We start from the raw sequence: 20,506 nt of genomic DNA, 5'->3' as shown, positions 1-20,506 counted from the left end.
TTATCGACCTCAAACAACTTTCTTTATACTAACATATCCAGCACAAAACTGTCAAGGATTTAGTGGTGCTTCGCTGTTCTATATTGGTCGGGTTTCATCCCGTCAGTGAAACTGAGGGTCTTCACCCGACATTTAAGATAAATATCTATTTTCAGAAGTCTTTGCGATCGCAATGTAGAGATGTTGCTTATTAGGGGGTGTATCGATTAAAAAGGCATCCCCCAGCTTGACAACCAGACTAGCCATGTAAAGCTCCATCTAAATAGGCTTCTCGCTGGGCTTCTTGGCTAATATCTTCGATTTCTTCCTCTGTTTTACCCATAAATCGCAAAACATCCTCTACTGAAATTGGAATAGCGGAACCATGGGGATCCTTCCATTCTGGTAGATCGTGAGTCCATTCGGCTACAAGAAAGGGATTGAGATGGCCAAAAGTGTTGTAAACCTGTTTAAGAATCATTTCTTCTTCTTCACAGAGTTCTTCATTGCCGGGATATTGCAGCAGGTCAACATAATTAGAATCCCGGGGAGAAATATATTTCGACCACAGGGGTAAGGCAGAGTCCACGGGTTGTCCTTTAATCAAATCATAAACACCCCTGAGAACCGGTCCATAATCCATTGATACATATCTATCCCCGGTAATTGGTTGATCCATGGTTTTTAAAGCAAGACGATCAGCTATATAGAGCATTTTCAGCAGCCCTAAATACTTCATCGGTTTGCCGTGTAGCTTTAAGAGTATAGCAGCGGCTTCAACTGCTTTCTCTGGATGAAACCGAAATTTGATCGTCATAACTACTATAAATTCACTGCTTTTTTATGACACTTTTATTACACTTTTATTATAGTTATTATTCTACATCGGCCACATTTAAGATTTTGTCCCAGTGGTTGAGGCTTCTAGCCTGATTTCTAAAAGATGCTGCCATCGGCTGCTATAGGTATGATCGAGTTAAACCTTAGCCCAAGAGTCTAGCATGGAGATCGAACGTCTTAACGCCCTTTCCGATAATTATATTTTTCTCCTCTACGATCGCGCACAAAAAATCGCGGCCGTGGTGGATCCGGCCGAACCTGAACCCGTTTTCAGGCGATTAGAGGCTTTACAGGTGGATTTAGTCGCTATTTTCAATACCCATCACCACGGCGACCATGTGGGGGCTAATCAGGCTTTAATTAATCGTTATCCCCATCTTTGTGTTTATGGGGGAAAGGAGGATCGCGGTCGCATTCCGGGCCAGCAGCTGTTTTTAGAGGAGGGGGACCGGGTGGAATTTGCCGGTCGCTGGGCCGAGGTTTTCTTTGTCCCCGGCCACACTCGCGCTCATATTGCCTATTATTTTCCCCCGGTTAACCCCGGAGATTGCGGCGAGTTATTCTGCGGTGATACCCTGTTTTCTGGGGGTTGTGGTCGTTTATTTGAGGGAACACCGGGGCAAATGGTGGCTTCTTTAACTAAATTGCGATCGCTGCCTGACCAGACCAGGGTTTGGTGCGCTCACGAATATACGTTAAATAATTTAAAGTTTGCCTTGACAGTTGACCCTAATAATGCTGCTCTGCAACAGCGTTATCGGGAAGTGGAGAAAAATCGCGCTCAAGATATTCCCACGATTCCGGCAATTTTGGGGACGGAAAAGCTGACTAATCCTTTTTTGCGCTGGGATAGTCCCGCTTTGGAAATGACCATGGATAGCAGAGAACCAGTACAAGTGTTTGCACGGCTGCGGGGGAAAAAGGATAATTTTTAGCAGTAGCGGCGTCAAAAAAACGATCGATCCTGTATTCTCAGGATCGATCGCGTTATCGGATCAGATTACAAGCTCAAGGGTTGCGGATCTAACTTCAAATCGGCAAGACTGACATCACCGTGACCATTTACCGCCACCTCTAGGGGCAAATTGCCGTGATAAGCTTGGATTAAGAGGTTTTTTAAGTCCTCAATCAGGGGATAACGGGGATTGGCTCCGGTACACTGATCATCGAAAGCTTGTTCGGCTAAATGGTCTAATTTGGCCATAAATTCGGCTTCAGTTTCGGGAATTACCTCTTTGATACTGGCCGGAATACCGATTTCCCGTTTTAAACATTCGATCGCTAATACCAATCTTTCCACACTTTCGGTCTCGCTTTCTCCTCCCAATCCCAGGGAATGGGCGATCCTGGCATAGCGCCATTTCACGTTAGGATATTTGTACTGAGAGAAGGTGGCCTGTTTAAAGGGGGCATCGGTGGCATTATAGAGGATGACGTGGGAAATCATCAAGGCATTGGCGAGACCGTGGGGAATGTGGAAAATGGCCCCCAATTGGTGGGCCATGGAGTGACAGATGCCTAAAAAGCCATTAGCGAAGGCCATTCCTGCCATTGTCGCCGCATAATGAACTTTTTCCCGCGCTTTCGGGTCTTTGGCTCCGTTATGATAGGAACTGGGCAGGTATTTAAACAGCAGTCGGATGGCATCTTGAGCAAGAGCATTAGTATATTCTGAGGCTAAAACCGAGACGTAGGCCTCAAGAGCGTGAGTTAAAGCGTCAATTCCGCCGTAGGCTGTCAATTTTTTCGGCATATTCAGCACTAATTCCGGATCGACGATGGCCATGCTGGGAGTTAGGGCATAATCTGCCAGAGGATACTTAATATTATTACGGCGATCGGTAACAACAGCGAAGGGAGTCACTTCCGATCCTGTTCCCGAAGTGGTGGGAATACAGACCATCAGAGCTTTTTGACCTAAAGGGGGCAATTCATAGACTCGTTTGCGGATATCCATAAAGCGCATGGCCAAGCTCTCGAATTCTATCTCTGGATGCTCGTAGAGTAGCCAGATGATTTTGGCCGCATCCATCGGGGAACCGCCACCGATAGCGATAATCACATCGGGATTGAAGGTATTAATCACATTTAACCCCCGTTCGACGGTTTCTAGGGAAGGATCGGGTTCCACATCATAAAAGATATTAACCGTGATGCCGATTTCTTCTAAAACTTCCTCTAAAGCTGCGGTAACTCCTAGATCAAAAAGAGGTTTATCGGTGACAATAAAGGCCCGTTTTTTGCCGGCTAATTCCCGAATAGCGATCGGTAATGACCCGTATTTAAAATATACTTTTGGTGGTACTCGGAACCAAAGCATATTTTCCCGGCGCTCGGCCACGGTTTTAATATTTAACAGGTGGCTAGGTTCGACGTTTTCGCTGATGGAATTACCGCCCCAAGTGCCACAACCGAGGGTTAAACTAGGATCGAGACGGAAGTTATAGATATCACCGATCGCACCTTGGGAGGAAGGGGTATTAATTAATACCCGGGCCGTTTCTACGTTGTCTTCAAAGCGCTTAATATGTTCCCGATTTGAGGGAGATGTATAAAGCACGGCCGTATGACCTCGACCCGCAAATAAGACCAGTTTTTCGGCTTTTTTCACCCCATCTTCAAAGTCTTTCGCTCGGTACATAGCTAAAATTGGCGAGAGTTTTTCGTAGGAAAATGGTTCTTCTAAGCCAATATTTTCTACTTCTCCGATTAGTAATCGGGTATCTTCGGGAACAGAAATTCCCGCTATGGCGGCTAATTTTTCCACTGATTGCCCGACGATATCGGGGTTGATATGACCATCTTTTAGGAGAATCTCGGCGACTTTTTCCCTTTCTTCGGGGGAAAGAAGATAGGCCCCGCGATCAATAAATTCCTGTCGAACTTCCTCATAGATGCTATCGACAACGATCACCGATTGTTCGGAGGCGCAAATCATGCCGTTATCGAAGGTTTTACTGAGAATAATTGAGGAAACGGCCATTTTTATGTGAGCGGTTTCGTCAATTAAAGCGGGGGTATTGCCAGCGCCGACTCCTAAGGAAGGTCTTCCCGAAGAATAGGCCGCTTTTACCATACCCGGACCGCCGGTAGCGAGGATTAAATTAATGCAGGGATGTTGCATTAATGCTTGGGAAAGTTCCACCGATGGCTGATCGATCCAACCAATAATACCAGCCGGCGCTCCCGCTTTCACGGCCGCTTCCAAGACAATTTTGGCCGCTGCGATGGTGCAGTCTTTGGCTCGCGGATGGGGGGAAAAAATGATGCCGTTGCGGGTTTTCAGGGCAATTAGGGCTTTAAAAATGGCTGTAGAGGTGGGATTTGTTGTGGGTACGATCCCCGCTAAAATGCCCACGGGTTCGGCGATTTTTTGCAGACCAAAGGATTTATCTTCTTCGATAATGCCGCAGGTTTTGCTGTGTTTATACTTGTTGTAGATGATTTCTGAGGCAAAATGGTTTTTAATCACTTTATCCTCTATTACTCCCATCCCCGTCTCTTGTACGGCCATTTTAGCCAGGGGAATGCGAGCGTTGTTAGCTGCTAATGCCGCTTTTTTGAAGATAAGATCTACTTGTTCTTGGCTATAGTTGGCAAATTGTTGTTGAGCTTTTTTTACCTGTTGAATGAGTTCTTCTAGCTCTTGTCTATTGGTAACTGTCATAACAATTTTGTAGATAAAATTACGCTTTTTATTCTCTTATAGCGTTTTTCGGCAGGGGATTCGCTTAATCTTGGGATTTTCTTTATAGTTTCCTAAGCATTGGTATTATAGAATACTAATCCTAAATCCATTGAGCATAGGTAACATATCAGGACAGGCACTCATGCAAAGGGGAGAATAAATAATCAGTTTTTGATAACTGGATTTAGTATAAATTAGGATTGACCAGTACCTAGAAAAAGTTTGAGGACAGAGACTCAATGATCAAGTTACCAGAAATTCAAGCCGGTGTTCGAGAAGCTGGTTCTATTCCGCGCTCCTTGAGTGAAAAGTTTAAAGTTGATCACAGCTTGGCAACGGATTCAGGGTGAGATTCAACATCAAACTAGGATATCTCTACACTCTAGAAAATAAATATCTTCAGAGCAACCGAATCAAATAGAATTAAATCAGTCAATTTTGATGGTGTTTTGAATGATTAATCTAAACTCAGTTTCTTGGCGAAATTTTTCCATCCTCTCCATTTGTGAAGTCTGAAAGTTAGGCTTTTTGTTATTAGCAATGTAGGCTTTTCTGGACGAATAATCCTCTATACCATGATTTTCAATAAATACCCGAATTACGTTTCTCAGTTGCTTTTCTCCTTCTCCTACCCACACCGAATTTTTCCCCTTTCGTTCTTTTAATTCTACAAAAATCAAACAATTAGCATAGGTCAGCATTCCCTGACAGCGTGTATCCATGCCACCACTACCATCGACTTTTCTAATTTCAATACATTTATCAATAGCGGTAAATGTCACTTCAATTTCTTGAGAGTTTTCCACAATAGCAATCCAATCACTGGGATTTTCTGTGTCTAAATAAGCGGGATTTTCTGAGGGAGATGGCGGATCACAAATTCCAAATTTATGCCGATGGGTTTGACTCTGACATTTTTTATCAAAGAAATTTATCTTCATAACTGTTCTTCGATTTCCAGTAAATCATCAAAAAGCTGATTTGTCTCTCCTAGGGAAAGATTGAGATAATTTTCATCAGAAGGTAAACCCTCATAGGTAGCAAGTTCTCGGATTTCTCCTTGCTCTGTTAATTCATATACAATAGCATCTTCTGCCGCTATACAAGAGGCTTTCGGGACAATTTGGTTGAGCTTTTCTTGGAGATAATCGGCGTTAGAAATCGCTGATGATAGGATTTTTTTGATAACTTTATCCGCTTTGATAGCTAGGGTTAGATCGTTGATAATATAAGGACTATGAGTAGTCAAAATTAGTTTATTTTCCTGGGTTAAATTGGCAAATTCAAATAATTTATATAAAATCTTTTTCTGAGATTGGGGAAATAGATTCTGCTCAATTTCTTCCACAATATTTACAAAACACTCATTGCGGTATTTAGAAGATAACACTTCTAGTGCTGCCTTTTTTAGGTCATCGGAAAGATTATCATTAGAGAGAATTTTCTCGATTTCCATTTTTAATCTTTTTTGCTCCTCTCCACTGAGTTCATTGCGGGAAGTTTCTTGAGTTCGATTAATCGATAAAGCAATATTTCGAGAAACGAGAAATAAAGGAACAAAAGACTGAAAACCACTGGAAGCTTCTGATAGATTTAGTTGATAATCACTACCCACAATCTTGACCAGTCTATTAAGTTTATCAAATTCCAATTTAACCTCACCTACTGGCAAAGTCAAACTGCCAGATAATTCCTGTTGTGAGCGATCCAATTCTTCCCAGAAAGTATATAATGATTCTGGCAGTCCTTTGAGTTTTTCTGGCCATCTTACTGCACTCAAAAAGTTTCGCTCTGCTGGTACATACATAATTTTTGGTACTCGATACTTTGGATTATCAGTACGCTCGATCGATAATTTAGCATTTTCAAAACTAATTCTATAAACATCTCCATTGTATTCAATTTGGGTTTCGGGTAAAAAGTAATTGGTTAAATTTTGGTACTGACAAAAAGATTTAACAAAACGATTATATTTAATAACATATTTTTCCTCTAAATCCCCACGATATAGAGCTTTTTCCAACCAGCTTAATGTTGATATTAATTTAGCAATGCTACTTTTTCCAGTTCCTTGATTACCGATAAAAATCGTTACTTTCCGAACGTCGATAAAACCATCATTTTCTACTAAACCCGCCTTAATTGGACCGAAGTTTTTAACTTTAATTTGGCTCATTGTTATCCCCTTGATTGACGATAATAAATTTTGGGCAGTAATTTGTCCTGAAAAAAGCTCGTGTTGAACACGAGCTAAATTAATTAACTTCAAGGACTAATTAGCCACCAACCTTAACTACTGGTTTAAAACTAGGAACAACCAGTTCACTATCCTGTTTAGTCAGCTTATTGTATAACCGTTCCGTATTGGGGAAATTAGCGGCTGGTAGAGTCGGGAAACGACGATAGGGAACCGTATCTTCACCAAATAATTGTAGGTATTCCATGCTATTAACCATAGCACCGATAAAGGCCTTTAATCCCTTAGTTGCCAGAATTTGGTTATATTTCTGGATTTCCTTTTGATTCAAGGGAGCGCGACCTAAGAAGTGCTTGGTTCCCAATTCAATTACTTTCGTATTCGGATAGGGAGCATAGAATTCTTTCAGGTAAAGATCCGAACAACCTAAACCCTCAATAAACTCTTTCACCGTGATCTCAGCATTGCTCAATTTACTCTCTAAAGCAGTAAATTCGGCATTGATGATATAGGGTTCGAGATCTCGTTCAAAAATCTGACGATAGGCGGCGCGAACAGTATTTTGTACGGCAACTTTATCCAGATTAGTTAACAGTTTAAAGACCTTAGTTTGTTCCCGTTGAACCGTGACACCTTGACCGACACGAGATTGAATATCGGGTTCAGTGCGAATCGAGACCAAAGGTGTACCCAATTCAATAAAGCGCGGGGTTTCCTCTTTATCAACTCTTTGGCCGATATCTTCGCGGAGATTGCCCAAACGCACCATCCGTAACTGCATCCCTTGGGGAGTTAGATAGCGCTCGTAGGGAACCGTATCTTCACCAAAAGCTTCCGTATATTCAGGACTGTCGATAAGGGCATCGATTAAAGCATAGAAGCCTTTTTTCGAGCAAAGATCGAAATATTGATTCATTTCCTGACGACCGTAGGTGGGACGACCGAGCAGACGACGGTGAATATATTCGATCGCTTTGACCACATAGAGAGGAGTCCAGTAGATTTTCCGGAAAGCCTCGGATTTAGCTAGGGTTTTGATAAACTCGCGCAGAGTAATATCGCCATTTTCTAACTTAATCTCGGCCACGGACAAACGCTGACCTTCGTAGGGCATTCGACCGAAAACCTGACGATAAGCCGCTAAAATCACTCTTTGGGTGGAACTTTCGCCAAATTTAACGCTTACCCCATTGCTAGAACCGGGTAACTCGTTATTGAGACGGAAAACTTTCGGTCCCAAAGTACCGGGGAATTCACCTCGGGCGCCGGGGTTGCTATTTTGGTTATTAGTGGCAGGTCCGCGGTGGATGAGGATACGTTTGGTATCTTTACCAAAGGGAGCGGGACTAGAACTAGGTTCGCGAGTTTCTTTCGGGAAAATTGCCCCAAATTGGATTTCTAGGGGATCATTTCCGGAACCGTAAACGTGCTGATCCGGTAAGGGGCGATCGTATTTAGCAAAGGTGGTGATAAATTGGGGAACTTTGCGGAAAGGTGCGCTGTAGTTAAACAGGTCGATCTGCATCCCCCAGTTACGACATTCCTGCGCTTCTGCACCCAAACCCCGGAGATAGGGAACGGTTTCTTCGCCGAAATAGTCGGAATACTCCTGAGAATCGACTAAAGCATCGATTAACGCCGCTAAACCGCCGCTAGAGACGATCGAGAAGTATTTCTGCACTTCTTCCCGGGAGGAAGGACCGCGACCGAGGAAATGACGGAAAGCCAATTCTAAGGCGCGACTATTGATAAAAGGTTCAAAGAACTGTTTACGGTAGAGAGGCGATTTACCGAGACGACGGACGAATTCTTTCATCGAGATGTCGCCGTTTTTCACCTTCGATTCTAGGTCAGAAATGGACTGACTGTAGGCGCGAGTGATGTCCCGTTCAAAAATTTGTCTGTAGGTGGCCTTGATAATCGAAGATTTTTCCGACTCCGATAAACCAGTTTTCATGACAAACTTTTGCCGTTTTTCGGCGGCGTTGTAGTAGCTTTGGGGAAGACTTAAACCCTGTTGGTCACTACTGGGACGCTGACGCAGTTTATTAGAGGGGGTGGGGGCTTTTAATTCACCCAGTAGGATATTGAAATAGTCACTGATTAAAGTGGCCGCATCCTTGTCTCTTTGGAAATACTCGATCGAAGCGGCCCGCATTTCTTGTAGGGCCACGATGGTGGCATCAATGGAACAGGCATTTTCGAGAACTTCCCTTAAACCGCGGGTGTTAACGATCAGGATACTGGTATCACCTGCCACGATCGCATAGGTAACGTAACGCAGGAACCAGGATAAATCCCGGAGGGACTTCTGCATATTGCTCGGACCGTAACGAGAGACGTTAATCGGTCGGAATCCGGGGGGAATCGGGCCGCTAGAGGTGAAAATCCCTTTTAAGCCCCCGAGTATGCCACTGCCGCCACCGGCCCCGCTTTCAGCGTAGGTAACGGTTCCTAATTTCATCCCTTCCTGGACGTTGGTAACTTTACCCGCACCCACCAGGGCCAATTCTTCCACGGGGGGTTTTTCTAGGTAGGCCATGGGTGAACCACCGGTAAAAATCCGGTTAGCTGCCCGCGAGACGATCAGATCGGAGTTCCGGGTGAGCGTTTGGGCAATATCTAAGCGCTTGCTCCCCGATTGGAAGTAGGCGATCAGTTCATTGAGTTCGGGTTTATCGAGAAAGCGGTCTTGTTGTTCTGCTTGGGTAATGGCAGATACTGGGACGGTTTGATAGAGTTGGGGACGCGCTAAGGAGCTGCCACCGCTTGCCTTAAGACTCATTGGATTTTAACTATCTCCCTTGACGATGTGCTGAGTTCTCCAATCGTGGAGGCGATCGGTCTTAAAACCAGATGTTTAAAAATTTAATCAGCATCTAGATTAAAACTTTTTGCGCTTCCTGAGATAGTTTATTAAGAATTATATAGATTTTTTTCGCTAAACTTACCGATTGGTCTATTCTGACACCCCACCCGTAGGGGAGGCTAACCAGTCTAAATAGGTCTGAGAACCCGCTACAATCGGTAAAGCGATGATTTCTGGGACTGCATAGGTATGAAGTTCCTGTATCTTCGCCGATAACTGCTCAAACTGCTTTAAATCAGTTTTAATCGCTAATTGCCATTCGCGCTCGTTTTCAATCTGTCCCTGCCAACGATAAATGGAACGAATCGGGTAAATACTGACACAAGCTGCCAATCGCTCGTTAAGTAAAGCGATCGCTAAGTTTTCCGCTTCCGTTTCGCTGGTGGTTGTCACCAGCACCACTCCAAAACTGGTTAATCTTTCGGTCATACTAAATCCGTTGAGTATAGGCTACATATCAGGATAGGCAAGAGGCAAAAGGCAATAGGCAAAAGGAGGAATAGATAATCAGTCTTTAATAACCGGATTTAGTATGATCACTGATCACTGATCACTGAATTTAGGTGATCGCTTTTTCTAGAGCGGCCAGATCGGGAATACACAGAGATTCCTGCTGTCTTTGAATCAGGCCTTTTTTCTCCAATTTGGTCAGGGATCGGGTCACGGTTTCCCGGGCCAGGCCACTAATGCTACTCAATTCCCGGTGAGGTAAATTAGGAATTATCGTACCCTGGCCGCTTTTTCGTCCTTGACCTTCGGCCAAAAAGAGTAAAGTATCGACGACTCTGGAGAGACTATCGGCCTCGCGCAAACGTAAACGCCGGTTAAGTTGACGTAAACGCTTGGCCATTAACTGAGAAAGACGAATTCCCGCTAAAGGCTCCGATATGAGCAGATTAATAAAATCTTGGGCGGGAATACTGCTAATTGTGGCCGTGGTTAAGGTGATAGCATCGGTGGAGCGGGGAGATTCTTCTAAAGCGGCCATTTCTCCGACTATTTCCCCTTTACCGACGATATTTAAGGTGACTTCTCTACCCTCTATATCGTAAGTACGAATTTTCACCCAACCATCCAGAATAAAGTAAACCGAACCACCCCAATCATTTTCTAATAAAATCGCCCGATTAGCAGGATGAGTGCGGGTGACAGCATGAGAAGTAACTTGAGCGAGGGTTTCAGGGGGCAAACCGACCAATAAAGTGGCTGTATCTAATAATTTTTGAATTTCTGCTGATTTTTCGGCAGGATAGCGTTTTTCTTCCATAGTTTAATATTTAAATTTTGTTCGTTTTAGGTGGGTGATTCTACAATGGAAAGTTGTGGGTATTTTTAGTTATCCAGTGACCGATAAACCGGATTTTTCCTCCCTACTGACCGAGATCGATCGGATTCTTGCCAAGGTGATTTCTTCTCTAGTTAACCCGCAAGAAGTTACTTCCGAGACAATTATCGCCACTCGTCAACAATTAGAATCGGCCAGAGCGCTGCTTTCTCCCTTATTGTTGCCCGATCCAACCCCTGAAGTTGCCCGTTGGTCGCTGGGAATGGAGGTGCAACCAGAGGGGGTAAAAGTTGTCTTTTTTCGGGAAAGCCAAGGACTGATCGATTTTTATCCTCTTTCTTGGAGTCTGGCAACGGGAACAAGCGATCGCTTACCCTGCCCTCAGGTGGACGAATATCTAATTAGCTGGCTATCTAATCGGGATTTTAGCACCGATTCTTGGCTCTGGGAAGCCCTAGAGCGATTAGAAGCTATTATTATCACCGATGACGGGGAAACCCCCACGGATGACCTGAAAAAAGCCCTTCTCACAGCGCAACTAATACCCCCCGATCGCCTATCTAGTCTAGAAACAGCGATCGCTACTGCTCTGGCCCATATTCCCACTAGCGACCAACCCCAACCCCAAACCCTACTGGTTGTCGAAGGGAAACGGGAAACCACCACTTTAGCAATAGTGGAAGTCCCACCGCAAACTCGCTCTTTATCCCGTCAAGCGATCGCTCTGAGCCATTTTAACTACGGGGAAAACACCTATGAACAGGCCATACTCTCTCACTTAATTTATCCTCTCTGGCGTTCTTTTTTGCCTCTTTCCCGCTCCGCTCTCACCGATACTAATCCCTTAAAAAAATCTTTACTGGCAGCCGCTAGATTAACTAAATTAATCCTTCAAGAAGAAAGCGAATTTACCTCCTCTCTAGCCGGTCATACTTGGACGGTCAGTCGCACCGATTTAAATAAGAAGGTCATTATACCATATATAGATAATTTAAGACAAAAAGTTAATGATTTGTTAGAAAAACAGCAAAAAAGTCTTGAAGATATCGATCGAATAATTTTTAGCGGTAATTTTTTCTTAACCATTTGGCCCTATTTTCTAACAGAAATACAGCAAGAATTTGCTGGTTGCCATCTAGAGGCCCCCAGTCAGGAAAACTTCTCACCAACAATCTTGGGTTTGGGTCGTCTCTGTTTATTTTCGGCTCTTAGAGGTGAGAAGGTCAATAATGCTTAAAAACATCAACCTCAGTGGTAAAACTTAGGGTGCGTTAGACGGCCGAAATTGCTGCTTTGACTTGAAGGTAACAATCCGTCGTAACGCACCACCTATCATCAACTAAGTAGGGTCTGCTGAAAAAGTTTTTCGGTGGGGGTAGGGTGTGGGGTGTGGGGTGTAGGGTTTTACCCGTTTTCAGAGGGTCAATTACCTAATTTTCAGGGAAAAAGTCACTGAATTTCCCCCCCCCCGGATCACTCCCATGTCCAGTACTTTTTGATTTCCCAAAAGTCTAAAAGTCTTACCCAACAAGGTTTTTAGATTTATTCAGCAGACCCTACTTACAGGTAAAGCTTATAATGACAAAATAAAAAGCTCTGATGGTCAAGAAAGTTCTTCCGAATGGTTAGCTAATAATGGTGCTTATTATAGCGTTTCTCACACCTGTGTGGCACATTTAAACCTTTGCTGATTAAGCTTTTTAACATCGATAATGTACCTTTTGCGAACAGGAAACGCTATATATCTATGGAGTTCAGAGAATAGATTCAGTTAATAATTTTACAGCCTCTGGTGATCAAGCTACAGTTGATGTGGTGGTTACTGAAGAAAGAACACTCTATAACAATCAGGGTCAAATTGATCGAAAAAATAGTGCTTTTAGCACCTCATTGGTTCGCTATAATCTTGAAAATGACGAGGGAACATGGAAAATAGCTAACTCTAGAACTATTAAAAATTTAGCTCGTAGATAAGTTGAATTAGTTCCAAAAGTGCGAGAATAAAAGTAAAAAATAGTTCAGATAAAAACCCATAGATACAATCATTGCTGTTAAATTTTCATCTTTAGACAGTATTTATAAATTAACCCTAAAGATAAAGGCAACCTAACCGATTCTATTCAGAATCATCATTATAAATATCTTGGAGAGTTTTATTTTCGTAGCGTTCCTGATCTTGATTTTTGCCGCGACGGGAAGGACGACGATATTTTTTATTGGCTAATTTGGGTTCGTAGGTTTCTTGACCTGCTTCTTTAATTTTTAACTTTAAACTTGACTCTTTTGTGCTAGTTTTCTGTAATGACTGTTCTCGTGCGATCGCTTCTTCTAAAAACTCTAAATAATGTTGGTAACGTTCCCAATCTCCCCTCACCACACAGTTAGGTTCCCGACGGTGAGTACAATCATTAAATTGACAATTTCCTAAAGCTAAACGCTGTCTCACTTCCGGAAAATAAAAAGTTAATTGTTCCGGTAAACAGTTAATATCCGGTTGGTTAAATCCCGGACTATCGGCCAATAAACCCCGATTTGGTAAAGCAAATAACTCCACATGACGGGTGGTGTGACGACCTTTTTGTAGTTTTCCCGACACATCCCCCACCCGTTGATTAATCTCAGGAATTAGACAATTAATTAAACTCGATTTTCCCACTCCCGAAGGACCAGCCAAGAGAGTGATTTTATGGTTTAATTGTGCCAATAAAGCCTCAAATCCCCGATTTTTCTCCACACTGACAAAAAAAGGCCGGTATCCCCAACTAGCTAGGCGATCGCCCCAGACCTCTATTTGTTCCGGTTTCCCCAGATCAATTTTATTGACACAGACCGCAATTTCTAAGCCTGTGGACTCGGCTTTCACCAAAAAACGACTGATCAGCCAAGGATCGAGGACGGGTTCAGCAAGGGCAAAAACTAGCAAAATCTGCTCGATATTAGCAACGGCCGGCCGATCGATCTCGGTACTGCGGGGGAGGACTTCTGCGATCGCACCCTGCCGATCATCAAAATTGGCTTCCTCCACCCGTACCCGATCACCAACCATCACCGATTGACCGATTTTTTGCAAGCGAGCGCGACGGGTACAGAGGAGATTCTCGCCCATAACGGGAGAATCCAAGCGTACCTGATAGAAATTCGCCTGTACGGCCACCACTGTACCGTATAAATCGGTTAATTGTGCATCTACCATTTAGGAATCGGGGCGATAGACTTTGAGAACAAAAAAGCTATCTCGGTCTTCGATCGATTCTATATGATAACCCTCCACTGTCAGGCTAGTGGGAACCTGTTCGATTGGTTCCCCAGCATCTAACCAGACTTCCAACCGTTCCCCGGCGGTCATTTTCTCTAATTGCAATTTTGTCCGGACAAAATTAATTGGGCAGGGAGTGCCGCGCAGGTCTAAAGTCATAATTATTTATGGAAGATATTACCTAAAAATCCCTCGATTCCGCCTTTCCCCACGGTTTCCCCGCGAACTTTTGCTAATTTTTCCAGCAATTCCCGTTCTTCTCCGGTGACACGGGTAGGAATCGAGATTTTAACGGTAATGCGATGATCACCGCGGCTGACGGGATTGCCTAATTTGGGAACCCCTTTATTTTCTAAAATCAGTACGGTGTTCGGTTGAGTACCGGCAGGGATAGTCAGGTCTTCTTGGCCATCTACCGTATTAACTTTGATGGTACATCCTAAAATCGCTTGGATATAACTAATCGTGATATCCGATTTAATATCATTACCTTCCCGTTGAAATTCCCCATCGTTTTCCACGGTTAGATAAACGAATAAATCCCCCGGCGGCCCGCCTTTAAGTCCTGCGTCACCTTCCCGGGCAACGCGCAATTTCATGCCGTTGTCAACCCCTGCGGGGATGGTAATTTTCAGTTTTTTGGTTTCCTGTCTGCGTCCGGAACCGCCGCAAACGTCGCATTTTTCCTCGATCACTTCGCCAGCACCGTCACAGGTGGGACAGACCGAAACTTGAGCAAAAGTACCGAAGGGAGTACGGGTGGCGCGACGCACCTGACCAGTACCATTGCAAGTAGTACAAGTACGGGAACTGGTTCCTGGTCTGGCCCCACTACCTTTACAGCTTTGACAGGTTTCCAGATGACGGATGCGGATTTCCTTTTCGCCGCCAAAGACAGCCTCGCGGAATTTTAGTCTAAAATCGAGACGTAGATCCTCGCCCCGGGTAGGGCCTGTGCGTCGGCGGGCGGTTGCTTGGCCGCCCATGCCCCCGAAACCACTAAAGATTGTCTCAAAGATATCGGCGAAACCGCCCATATTGTCGGGATCAAAACCGGCAGCGCCCCCAGAAACCCCAGCTTCACCAAAGCGGTCATAACGATTGCGGGTTTCTGGTTCCGAGAGAATTTCGTAGGCGCGGTTAATTTCTTTGAAGTGTTCCTCGGCTCCTGGTTCTTTGTTAACATCGGGATGGTATTTTCGGGCGAGACGACGATAGGCGCGTTTGATGTCTTCTTTGCCGGCATCTCGCGAGACACCTAGAATTTCGTAGTAATCAGTGGGCATAGGGGACTATGGTTCTGCTGGCAATTTATAAATAAAGTTTAAGTCTAGTTGTTACTTTAACAAACTATACATAATAGTTTAGTTGGGTTATCCCTACTATTTTTGCTGGGGGTTAGGGGATGGGGGATAGGGGATAGGGGATAGGGGATAGGGGAGAAAAAAGCTGAAAACTCACATCTGATCACTGATTACTGATTACTGATCACTGAAAAGGCTGATGGCTTTTCCCTTTTTAATCTACGGCCTCGTAGTCACTGGCACTCATTTCTTCGCCATCGTAGGGCTGATCATCACTGCCCGATTCGCCGGATTTAGTTTCCAGATTACTATAGGTTCTGGTTCTAGTGTGGGAGAGGGTTAGCCCCTTGGCGAAGGTATTGGAGGAAGTGGCTTGGGTGCGGGTGGGTCGGGTCAGTTTTTCGGTGACATCGATCGATTGAAAACCAGTACCGTTGAGGGGTTGGGTTTCCTCTTGTTTACCCGTGTAGATGCGGGTACCGATTTCGAGGACAATCTGACGAAATTCTTCCAGGGTGGTTTTTAGCTTTTCTGAGGATATGGAAGGGTCGCGCAGGGCGATTTCCAACTGTTGCCGCTTCTGGTCGGCCAGTTGCCGGATATCGGGGGCGACTAACTCACTGTTTTCCCTGAGGGTGACTTCGTAGCTATAGAAAAGACTATCGGATTGGTGGCGAATATCGATCATTTGCAGACGACTGCGATCAAATTCGGCGTATTTTTCGGCTTCTAGGCGCATTTTTTCAATTTCGTTCGGTTTCAGCCCTCCAGTATGGCTAATGACAATACTTTGTTCCTTGCCGGTGCCTTGGTCGCTGGCGGCCACTTTCAAGATGCCGTTAACATCGATCTCGAAGGCCACTTCGATTTGTGGCATACCCCTAGGGGCGGGAGGAATTCCCGTCAGGAGAAATTTACCGAGGGTTTTATTATCCCGGGCCATGGCCCTTTCCCCTTGCAGAACATGAATTTCCACCGAAGTTTGACCATCGGCAGCGGTGGAAAAAACCTGAGATCTACTGGTGGGGATAGTGGTATTGCGATCGATAATTTTGGTAAAGACTTCGCCGAGGGTTTCAATGCCGAGGGAAAGGGGGGTGACATCAAGAAGGAGGACATCTGCCACTTCTCCACCTAAAACTCCAGCTTGAATCGCCGCCCCCAAAGCAACGGCCTCATCGGGGTTAACAGAGCGATCGATCTGGCCCGCAGAAAAGAAACGGGAGATTAATTGCTGTACGGCGGGCATTCTGGTGGAACCACCGACGAGAATGACACGGTTGATATCGCTAGGCTGCAGTTCGCTATCTTTGAGGGACTGTTGTACGGGTTCGAGGGTTTTTTCCACTAATTCTCTGGTTAATTCCTCGAATTTAGCGCGAGTTATTTCCAATTCTAGGTGTTTAGGACCGGTTTCGTCGGCGGCGATAAAGGGGAGATTGAGCGACGTGGTAATCAGGCTAGAAAGCTCGATTTTGGCTTTTTCGGCGGCTTCTCGCAGTCTTTGGATCGCCATGCGATCGCTGGTTAGATCGATGTTTTCTTGGCTTTGAAAGTTCTCCACCAGCCACCGCACTAAGAGGTTATCAAAATCGTCCCCCCCAAGATGGTTATTGCCGGCGGTGGCTTTCACTTCAAAGACTCCCTTCCCTAGTTGCAGGATGGAAACGTCGAAGGTTCCTCCCCCTAGGTCAAAAACGAGGATATGTTGATCTTCGTTTTGTTTATCTAAACCGTAGGCCAGGGCGGCGGCGGTGGGTTCGTTAATAATTCTTAATACTTCTAGTCCTGCGATTATCCCCGCGTCTTTAGTGGCCTGACGTTGGGCATCGGTAAAATAGGCGGGAACTGTAATCACGGCCTCGTTAATCGGTTCTCCCAGATAGGCCTCAGCATCGGCCTTTAATTTTTGCAGGATCATGGACGAGATTTCTTGGGGGGTAAATTCCCGATCGCGAATTTTGATATTGACGGTATCATCGCGACCGCGTTGGCAATGATAGGCAACTCGTCCCCTTTCTACCTCGGTGTCTTGCCAACGCCTACCGATAAAACGTTTGATGCTATAGACGGTATTTTCGGCATTAGTGACCGCTTGACGTTTGGCCAGTTGTCCCACTAGGCGCTGGCCCTTGCCGAATCCCACGATACTAGGAGTTGTCCTTCCCCCTTCCGAGTTGGCAACTATAATCGGCTGACCTCCTTCGAGTACCGCAACACAACTGTTGGTTGTCCCTAAGTCGATGCCGATGACTTTTCCCATGACGCTCTGATAATAACTATAGTTAATAGGATACAATCGCTGACAAAAATTATCCGCAAATTAGAAACGGGCTTTTTATCTCGTCTAATCTTGCCGAGGTTGAAACAGGACAATTTTTATCCGATCTTAACAAAACTTCTCGGTAAAGTCCGCAAGCGGCCAGCGACCAGTCTATATACAAGAGTAACCCACAACCAGTAATTTTGCTGATGCTGCTAGTTAGCGATCGCCTCTGGCTATTCTTAAAATTCCAGTTTTTAAGATTTTTTTAATCATCACGAGCGGACTTCCTTGATGTTGATGTCCCTAGCAGTGGAATTATCGCCCAATCTTCTTAACCGGAATTTTCGATAAATTTGGGATAAGATAACCAATAAACCGATCCTAGAGGACTTAATCATGATTAGAGCCTATGCTGCCCGAGAGAAAGGGGGAAAACTAGAGCCTTTTGACTACGATCCGGGTATATTAGCGGATGAAGATGTGGAAATCGAGGTGGAATATTGCGGCATCTGCCACAGTGACCTAAGTATGCTCGATAACGATTGGGGACTGACCACCTATCCCTTTGTCCCCGGTCATGAAGTGGTCGGCACGATCGCCGCTCTCGGTGCTAAAGTCAAAGAATTAAAGATAGGGCAAAGAGTCGGTCTTGGTTGGTTTTCCCGTTCCTGTTCGACCTGTGAAACTTGTATGTCAGGGGATCAAAACCTTTGTGCTACTGCCGAAGGAACTATCGTCGGTCGCCATGGCGGTTTTGCTGAAAAAGTCCGGGCCCATCATAGTTGGTTAGTTCCCTTGGGGAACCAGTTGGATGCTGCCAAAGCTGGCCCGCTTTTTTGTGGTGGTATTACCGTCTTTAATCCGATTGTGCAATTTGATATTAAACCCACGGCCCGAGTTGGTGTCATTGGTATTGGTGGATTGGGCCATATAGCCTTAAAATTCCTCAAAGCTTGGGGCTGCGAAGTAACCGCTTTTTCCAGTAGTCCCGATAAAGAAGCGGAGGCCAAAGAATTAGGCGCGACTCATTTTATCAATTCCAGAGACCCCGAAGCTTTGCAATCGGTACAAAATTACTTTGATTTCATCATCTCTACCGTTAACGTTAATCTCGATTGGGGTCTTTATATCGCCTGTTTACGTCCCAAAGGTCGTCTGCATATTGTTGGGGCTGTTCTTGAACCCATGGCTACCTACGCTTTTCCCTTGATTATGGGTCAAAAATCGATTTCTGGTAGTCCTTTGGGTAGTCCCAGTACCATCAATAAAATGATCGAATTTGCCTCTCGCCATGGCATTGAACCCGTTACAGAAACCTATCCTATCTCGCAGGTGAATGAAGCCATGGAAAAATTGAGAACTGGACAACCTAAATATCGCCTCGTCTTGCAAATAAAATAAAACCATCTCTATCCCAGACGTAACCCCATGATTTCTAAAAACCGAAAACCCACACATTCCTATCTCGGTTTGTGTGGGCTGATTGTTCACTTAATTCTAAGATTGAAAGCTTACACTTTGGCGAAATCTAAGACCCTAACTGAGAGTAACACCAGAGCGATCAATAAGTTTGTGAAGAAAAGTCGGCCGAGAAGCGACGTTGAACGGTTTCCCCGTAGCCATTGTCATTGTCAATACCGATTTCAGAAGCACTTCTCTCTAACATCGATTGTTGACGATTTTTGACGGCGCGGTGGTGACGCATCATTAAGGCGCGAGCTTGTTGTTCTGTAGACATAATCATTTCCTCCGATCTGCAAATCGCATTTTGAACTTTTTTAATCACCTACTAATATATATAACATACAATTCTGTATCTATTTTTACAAAATACCCTAATCCCAGAAAAATTAACAAAACTTTACAATAGGAGTCGATCATCAGGAGTCAGTCTCGATGAAAAAATTTTCACCACCAGAGATGAAAGAGGTTTCCCTCCCTACACCCCACACCCCAATTCATAATTCATAATTCATAATTCCCAAGACATCAATCGCCCTCAGACCTTAATCGAACTAGGTTCATCGACGGCGGCGATAATGCGATGACAACCGGAAAAGGGTTGCGCCCATTGATACTGGTGTTCTAAAGGATTACCCCAACAGAGGCCGAGATATAATTCTGTGCGCGCCACATCTAATTCCGCCCATTCGGACTGGGCGACTAATTCTGCTAGAGAATCGGCAGAAATGGGACGACGGGAGTTAAGCGCCCACCAAAAATTCATATTAGGGGTAATACTGTTCCAAAACTCTAAAACCGAGGCTTTGGCAGCCATGAGAATTTCCTTGTCACCCGCCACGGCAACTAATTGATTATGAATTTCGGGATAACGGAGAGTGCGATCGCCCCATTGACAAACACGCCAGATAATGCCCGAAACCTGATATTGTTGTTGATAATCGTGAACTTGGCGGCGAAAATCCTGATAGGCGAAGACTTTGCCCACCTTTTCTAGATTGATCGCCTTGGCAATCACTGGATTATCAATGCGCTCCGCCGGGGAGAGTAACAGACGTTCCCCTTTGCAAGTGGCGTGCATTTCTCGATCGAGGATTTCAATTAACTGCTGTGTCGAGTAAGCCATACTACCGCTCTTACCTGAGAGAGGATTCCTCTTTATGTTGACATCCTCACCGCCGTAAACGGACGGTGATTCCCAAACCTCACGATTGGGGTTCCGCACCTGCCTTAACAGAGTAAATCTGTTCTGGTCTTATGGTCGCTCTACAGACTGACACCGCAAGTCCTGCGGCCAAAATGTTTTTACTAGCGTTAATATCTCGGTCATGGTGTGTCCCACAGTCTGGACAATCCCATTC

Annotated in this window: 18 protein-coding genes; 4 read left to right on the top strand and 14 right to left on the bottom strand. The window is 44.8% G+C overall.

Annotation, left to right across the window (positions count from 1 at the left end):
* Positions 1-238: 238 nt before the first annotated feature.
* On the bottom strand, positions 239-796 hold the full coding sequence (locus IM479_RS13820; RefSeq protein WP_287079636.1) for a Panacea domain-containing protein: 558 nt from the start codon (positions 794-796) through the stop codon (positions 239-241).
* Positions 797-980: 184 nt separating this feature from the next.
* Between IM479_RS13820 and gloB the strand changes: the two genes are divergently transcribed.
* The gene (gloB, locus tag IM479_RS13815; RefSeq protein ID WP_287686616.1) at positions 981-1,754 is read left to right on the top strand and encodes a hydroxyacylglutathione hydrolase; all 774 of its coding nucleotides are present in this window, start codon (positions 981-983) and stop codon (positions 1,752-1,754) included.
* A 65-nt stretch (positions 1,755-1,819) separates the two neighbouring features.
* Here the strand turns inward: gloB and adhE are convergent, their stop codons facing one another.
* From adhE to IM479_RS13785, 6 genes are all read right to left on the bottom strand, one after another.
* On the bottom strand, positions 1,820-4,486 hold the full coding sequence (adhE, locus tag IM479_RS13810; RefSeq protein WP_287686614.1) for a bifunctional acetaldehyde-CoA/alcohol dehydrogenase: 2,667 nt from the start codon (positions 4,484-4,486) through the stop codon (positions 1,820-1,822).
* Positions 4,487-4,935: 449 nt separating this feature from the next.
* A complete protein-coding gene (locus IM479_RS13805) occupies positions 4,936-5,448 on the bottom strand; it encodes a hypothetical protein (protein ID WP_287686613.1) in 513 nt (170 codons plus the stop codon).
* Entirely contained in the window at positions 5,445-6,683 is a 1,239-nt protein-coding gene (locus IM479_RS13800; protein ID WP_287686611.1) for an ATP-binding protein, read from the bottom strand. The genes IM479_RS13805 and IM479_RS13800 overlap by 4 nt, the downstream gene beginning before the upstream one ends.
* Before the next feature lie 100 nt (positions 6,684-6,783).
* On the bottom strand, positions 6,784-9,489 hold the full coding sequence (locus IM479_RS13795) for a phycobilisome rod-core linker polypeptide (protein WP_287686610.1): 2,706 nt from the start codon (positions 9,487-9,489) through the stop codon (positions 6,784-6,786).
* Between the two features lie 174 nt (positions 9,490-9,663).
* Positions 9,664-10,002, bottom strand: a complete 339-nt coding sequence (gene cutA, locus IM479_RS13790) for a divalent-cation tolerance protein CutA (RefSeq protein WP_287076628.1) — start codon at positions 10,000-10,002, stop codon at positions 9,664-9,666.
* A gap of 130 nt (positions 10,003-10,132) precedes the next feature.
* Complete coding sequence (locus IM479_RS13785; RefSeq protein ID WP_287686609.1) at positions 10,133-10,840, bottom strand: Crp/Fnr family transcriptional regulator; 708 nt, start codon at positions 10,838-10,840, stop codon at positions 10,133-10,135.
* 55 nt (positions 10,841-10,895) lie between these two features.
* Here IM479_RS13785 and IM479_RS13780 point away from each other — a divergent pair, with 55 nt between their 5' ends.
* Both IM479_RS13780 and IM479_RS13775 read left to right on the top strand, forming a co-directional pair.
* On the top strand, positions 10,896-12,095 hold the full coding sequence (locus IM479_RS13780) for an acetate and sugar kinases/Hsc70/actin family protein (protein WP_287686607.1): 1,200 nt from the start codon (positions 10,896-10,898) through the stop codon (positions 12,093-12,095).
* Positions 12,096-12,601: 506 nt separating this feature from the next.
* Positions 12,602-12,832 carry an IMS domain-containing protein gene (locus IM479_RS13775; protein ID WP_353737579.1) on the top strand — a complete coding sequence of 77 codons (231 nt, stop codon included), beginning with the start codon at positions 12,602-12,604 and terminating at the stop codon, positions 12,830-12,832.
* Positions 12,833-12,974: 142 nt separating this feature from the next.
* On the opposite strand, the gene rsgA is transcribed toward IM479_RS13775, so the two are convergent.
* The 4 genes from rsgA to dnaK all read right to left on the bottom strand — a co-directional run bounded on the left by rsgA (position 12,975) and on the right by dnaK (position 17,681).
* The gene (gene rsgA, locus IM479_RS13770; RefSeq protein WP_287686605.1) at positions 12,975-14,051 is read right to left on the bottom strand and encodes a small ribosomal subunit biogenesis GTPase RsgA; all 1,077 of its coding nucleotides are present in this window, start codon (positions 14,049-14,051) and stop codon (positions 12,975-12,977) included.
* Positions 14,052-14,273, bottom strand: coding sequence for a sulfurtransferase TusA family protein (locus tag IM479_RS13765; RefSeq protein WP_287686604.1), 222 nt, complete (start codon positions 14,271-14,273; stop codon positions 14,052-14,054). It abuts the gene before it with no gap.
* A gap of 2 nt (positions 14,274-14,275) precedes the next feature.
* The gene (dnaJ, locus tag IM479_RS13760; RefSeq protein WP_287675357.1) at positions 14,276-15,400 is read right to left on the bottom strand and encodes a molecular chaperone DnaJ; all 1,125 of its coding nucleotides are present in this window, start codon (positions 15,398-15,400) and stop codon (positions 14,276-14,278) included.
* Between the two features lie 232 nt (positions 15,401-15,632).
* On the bottom strand, positions 15,633-17,681 hold the full coding sequence (gene dnaK / locus IM479_RS13755; protein WP_287686619.1) for a molecular chaperone DnaK: 2,049 nt from the start codon (positions 17,679-17,681) through the stop codon (positions 15,633-15,635).
* 399 nt (positions 17,682-18,080) lie between these two features.
* Between dnaK and ahr the strand changes: the two genes are divergently transcribed.
* Positions 18,081-19,085 carry an NADPH-dependent aldehyde reductase Ahr gene (gene ahr / locus IM479_RS13750; RefSeq protein WP_287076638.1) on the top strand — a complete coding sequence of 335 codons (1,005 nt, stop codon included), beginning with the start codon at positions 18,081-18,083 and terminating at the stop codon, positions 19,083-19,085.
* A gap of 160 nt (positions 19,086-19,245) precedes the next feature.
* Here ahr and gifA read toward each other — a convergent pair whose 3' ends face one another.
* From gifA to IM479_RS13735, 3 genes are all read right to left on the bottom strand, one after another.
* Positions 19,246-19,422 carry a glutamine synthetase inactivation factor IF7A gene (gifA, locus tag IM479_RS13745; RefSeq protein ID WP_287076640.1) on the bottom strand — a complete coding sequence of 59 codons (177 nt, stop codon included), beginning with the start codon at positions 19,420-19,422 and terminating at the stop codon, positions 19,246-19,248.
* A gap of 261 nt (positions 19,423-19,683) precedes the next feature.
* Positions 19,684-20,271, bottom strand: a complete 588-nt coding sequence (locus IM479_RS13740) for a hypothetical protein (RefSeq protein ID WP_287076642.1) — start codon at positions 20,269-20,271, stop codon at positions 19,684-19,686.
* A gap of 79 nt (positions 20,272-20,350) precedes the next feature.
* A partial coding sequence (locus IM479_RS13735; protein WP_287699461.1) for a zinc ribbon domain-containing protein occupies positions 20,351-20,506 on the bottom strand: 156 nt, incomplete at its 5' end.

Source organism: Microcystis sp. M165S2 (genome assembly GCF_020245885.1).
GTDB lineage: Bacteria > Cyanobacteriota > Cyanobacteriia > Cyanobacteriales > Microcystaceae > Microcystis.
The sequence above is the reverse complement of the archived record's forward strand: the minus strand, read 5'-3'. Positions and strand labels throughout refer to the sequence as shown.

Bases quoted from the DNA above. Each gene is read 5' to 3' on its own strand.
- gloB (WP_287686616.1), top strand. From the start codon at position 981: ATGGAGATCGAACGTCTTAACGCCCTTTCCGATAATTATATTTTTCTC.
- IM479_RS13805 (WP_287686613.1), bottom strand. From the start codon at position 5,448: ATGAAGATAAATTTCTTTGATAAAAAATGTCAGAGTCAAACCCATCGG.
- dnaJ (WP_287675357.1), bottom strand. From the start codon at position 15,400: ATGCCCACTGATTACTACGAAATTCTAGGTGTCTCGCGAGATGCCGGC.
- dnaK (WP_287686619.1), bottom strand. From the start codon at position 17,681: ATGGGAAAAGTCATCGGCATCGACTTAGGGACAACCAACAGTTGTGTT.
- IM479_RS13820 (WP_287079636.1), bottom strand. From the start codon at position 796: ATGACGATCAAATTTCGGTTTCATCCAGAGAAAGCAGTTGAAGCCGCT.
- cutA (WP_287076628.1), bottom strand. From the start codon at position 10,002: ATGACCGAAAGATTAACCAGTTTTGGAGTGGTGCTGGTGACAACCACC.
- adhE (WP_287686614.1), bottom strand. From the start codon at position 4,486: ATGACAGTTACCAATAGACAAGAGCTAGAAGAACTCATTCAACAGGTA.
- IM479_RS13795 (WP_287686610.1), bottom strand. From the start codon at position 9,489: ATGAGTCTTAAGGCAAGCGGTGGCAGCTCCTTAGCGCGTCCCCAACTC.
- IM479_RS13785 (WP_287686609.1), bottom strand. From the start codon at position 10,840: ATGGAAGAAAAACGCTATCCTGCCGAAAAATCAGCAGAAATTCAAAAA.
- IM479_RS13800 (WP_287686611.1), bottom strand. From the start codon at position 6,683: ATGAGCCAAATTAAAGTTAAAAACTTCGGTCCAATTAAGGCGGGTTTA.
- ahr (WP_287076638.1), top strand. From the start codon at position 18,081: ATGATTAGAGCCTATGCTGCCCGAGAGAAAGGGGGAAAACTAGAGCCT.
- IM479_RS13740 (WP_287076642.1), bottom strand. From the start codon at position 20,271: ATGGCTTACTCGACACAGCAGTTAATTGAAATCCTCGATCGAGAAATG.
- rsgA (WP_287686605.1), bottom strand. From the start codon at position 14,051: ATGGTAGATGCACAATTAACCGATTTATACGGTACAGTGGTGGCCGTA.
- IM479_RS13765 (WP_287686604.1), bottom strand. From the start codon at position 14,273: ATGACTTTAGACCTGCGCGGCACTCCCTGCCCAATTAATTTTGTCCGG.
- gifA (WP_287076640.1), bottom strand. From the start codon at position 19,422: ATGTCTACAGAACAACAAGCTCGCGCCTTAATGATGCGTCACCACCGC.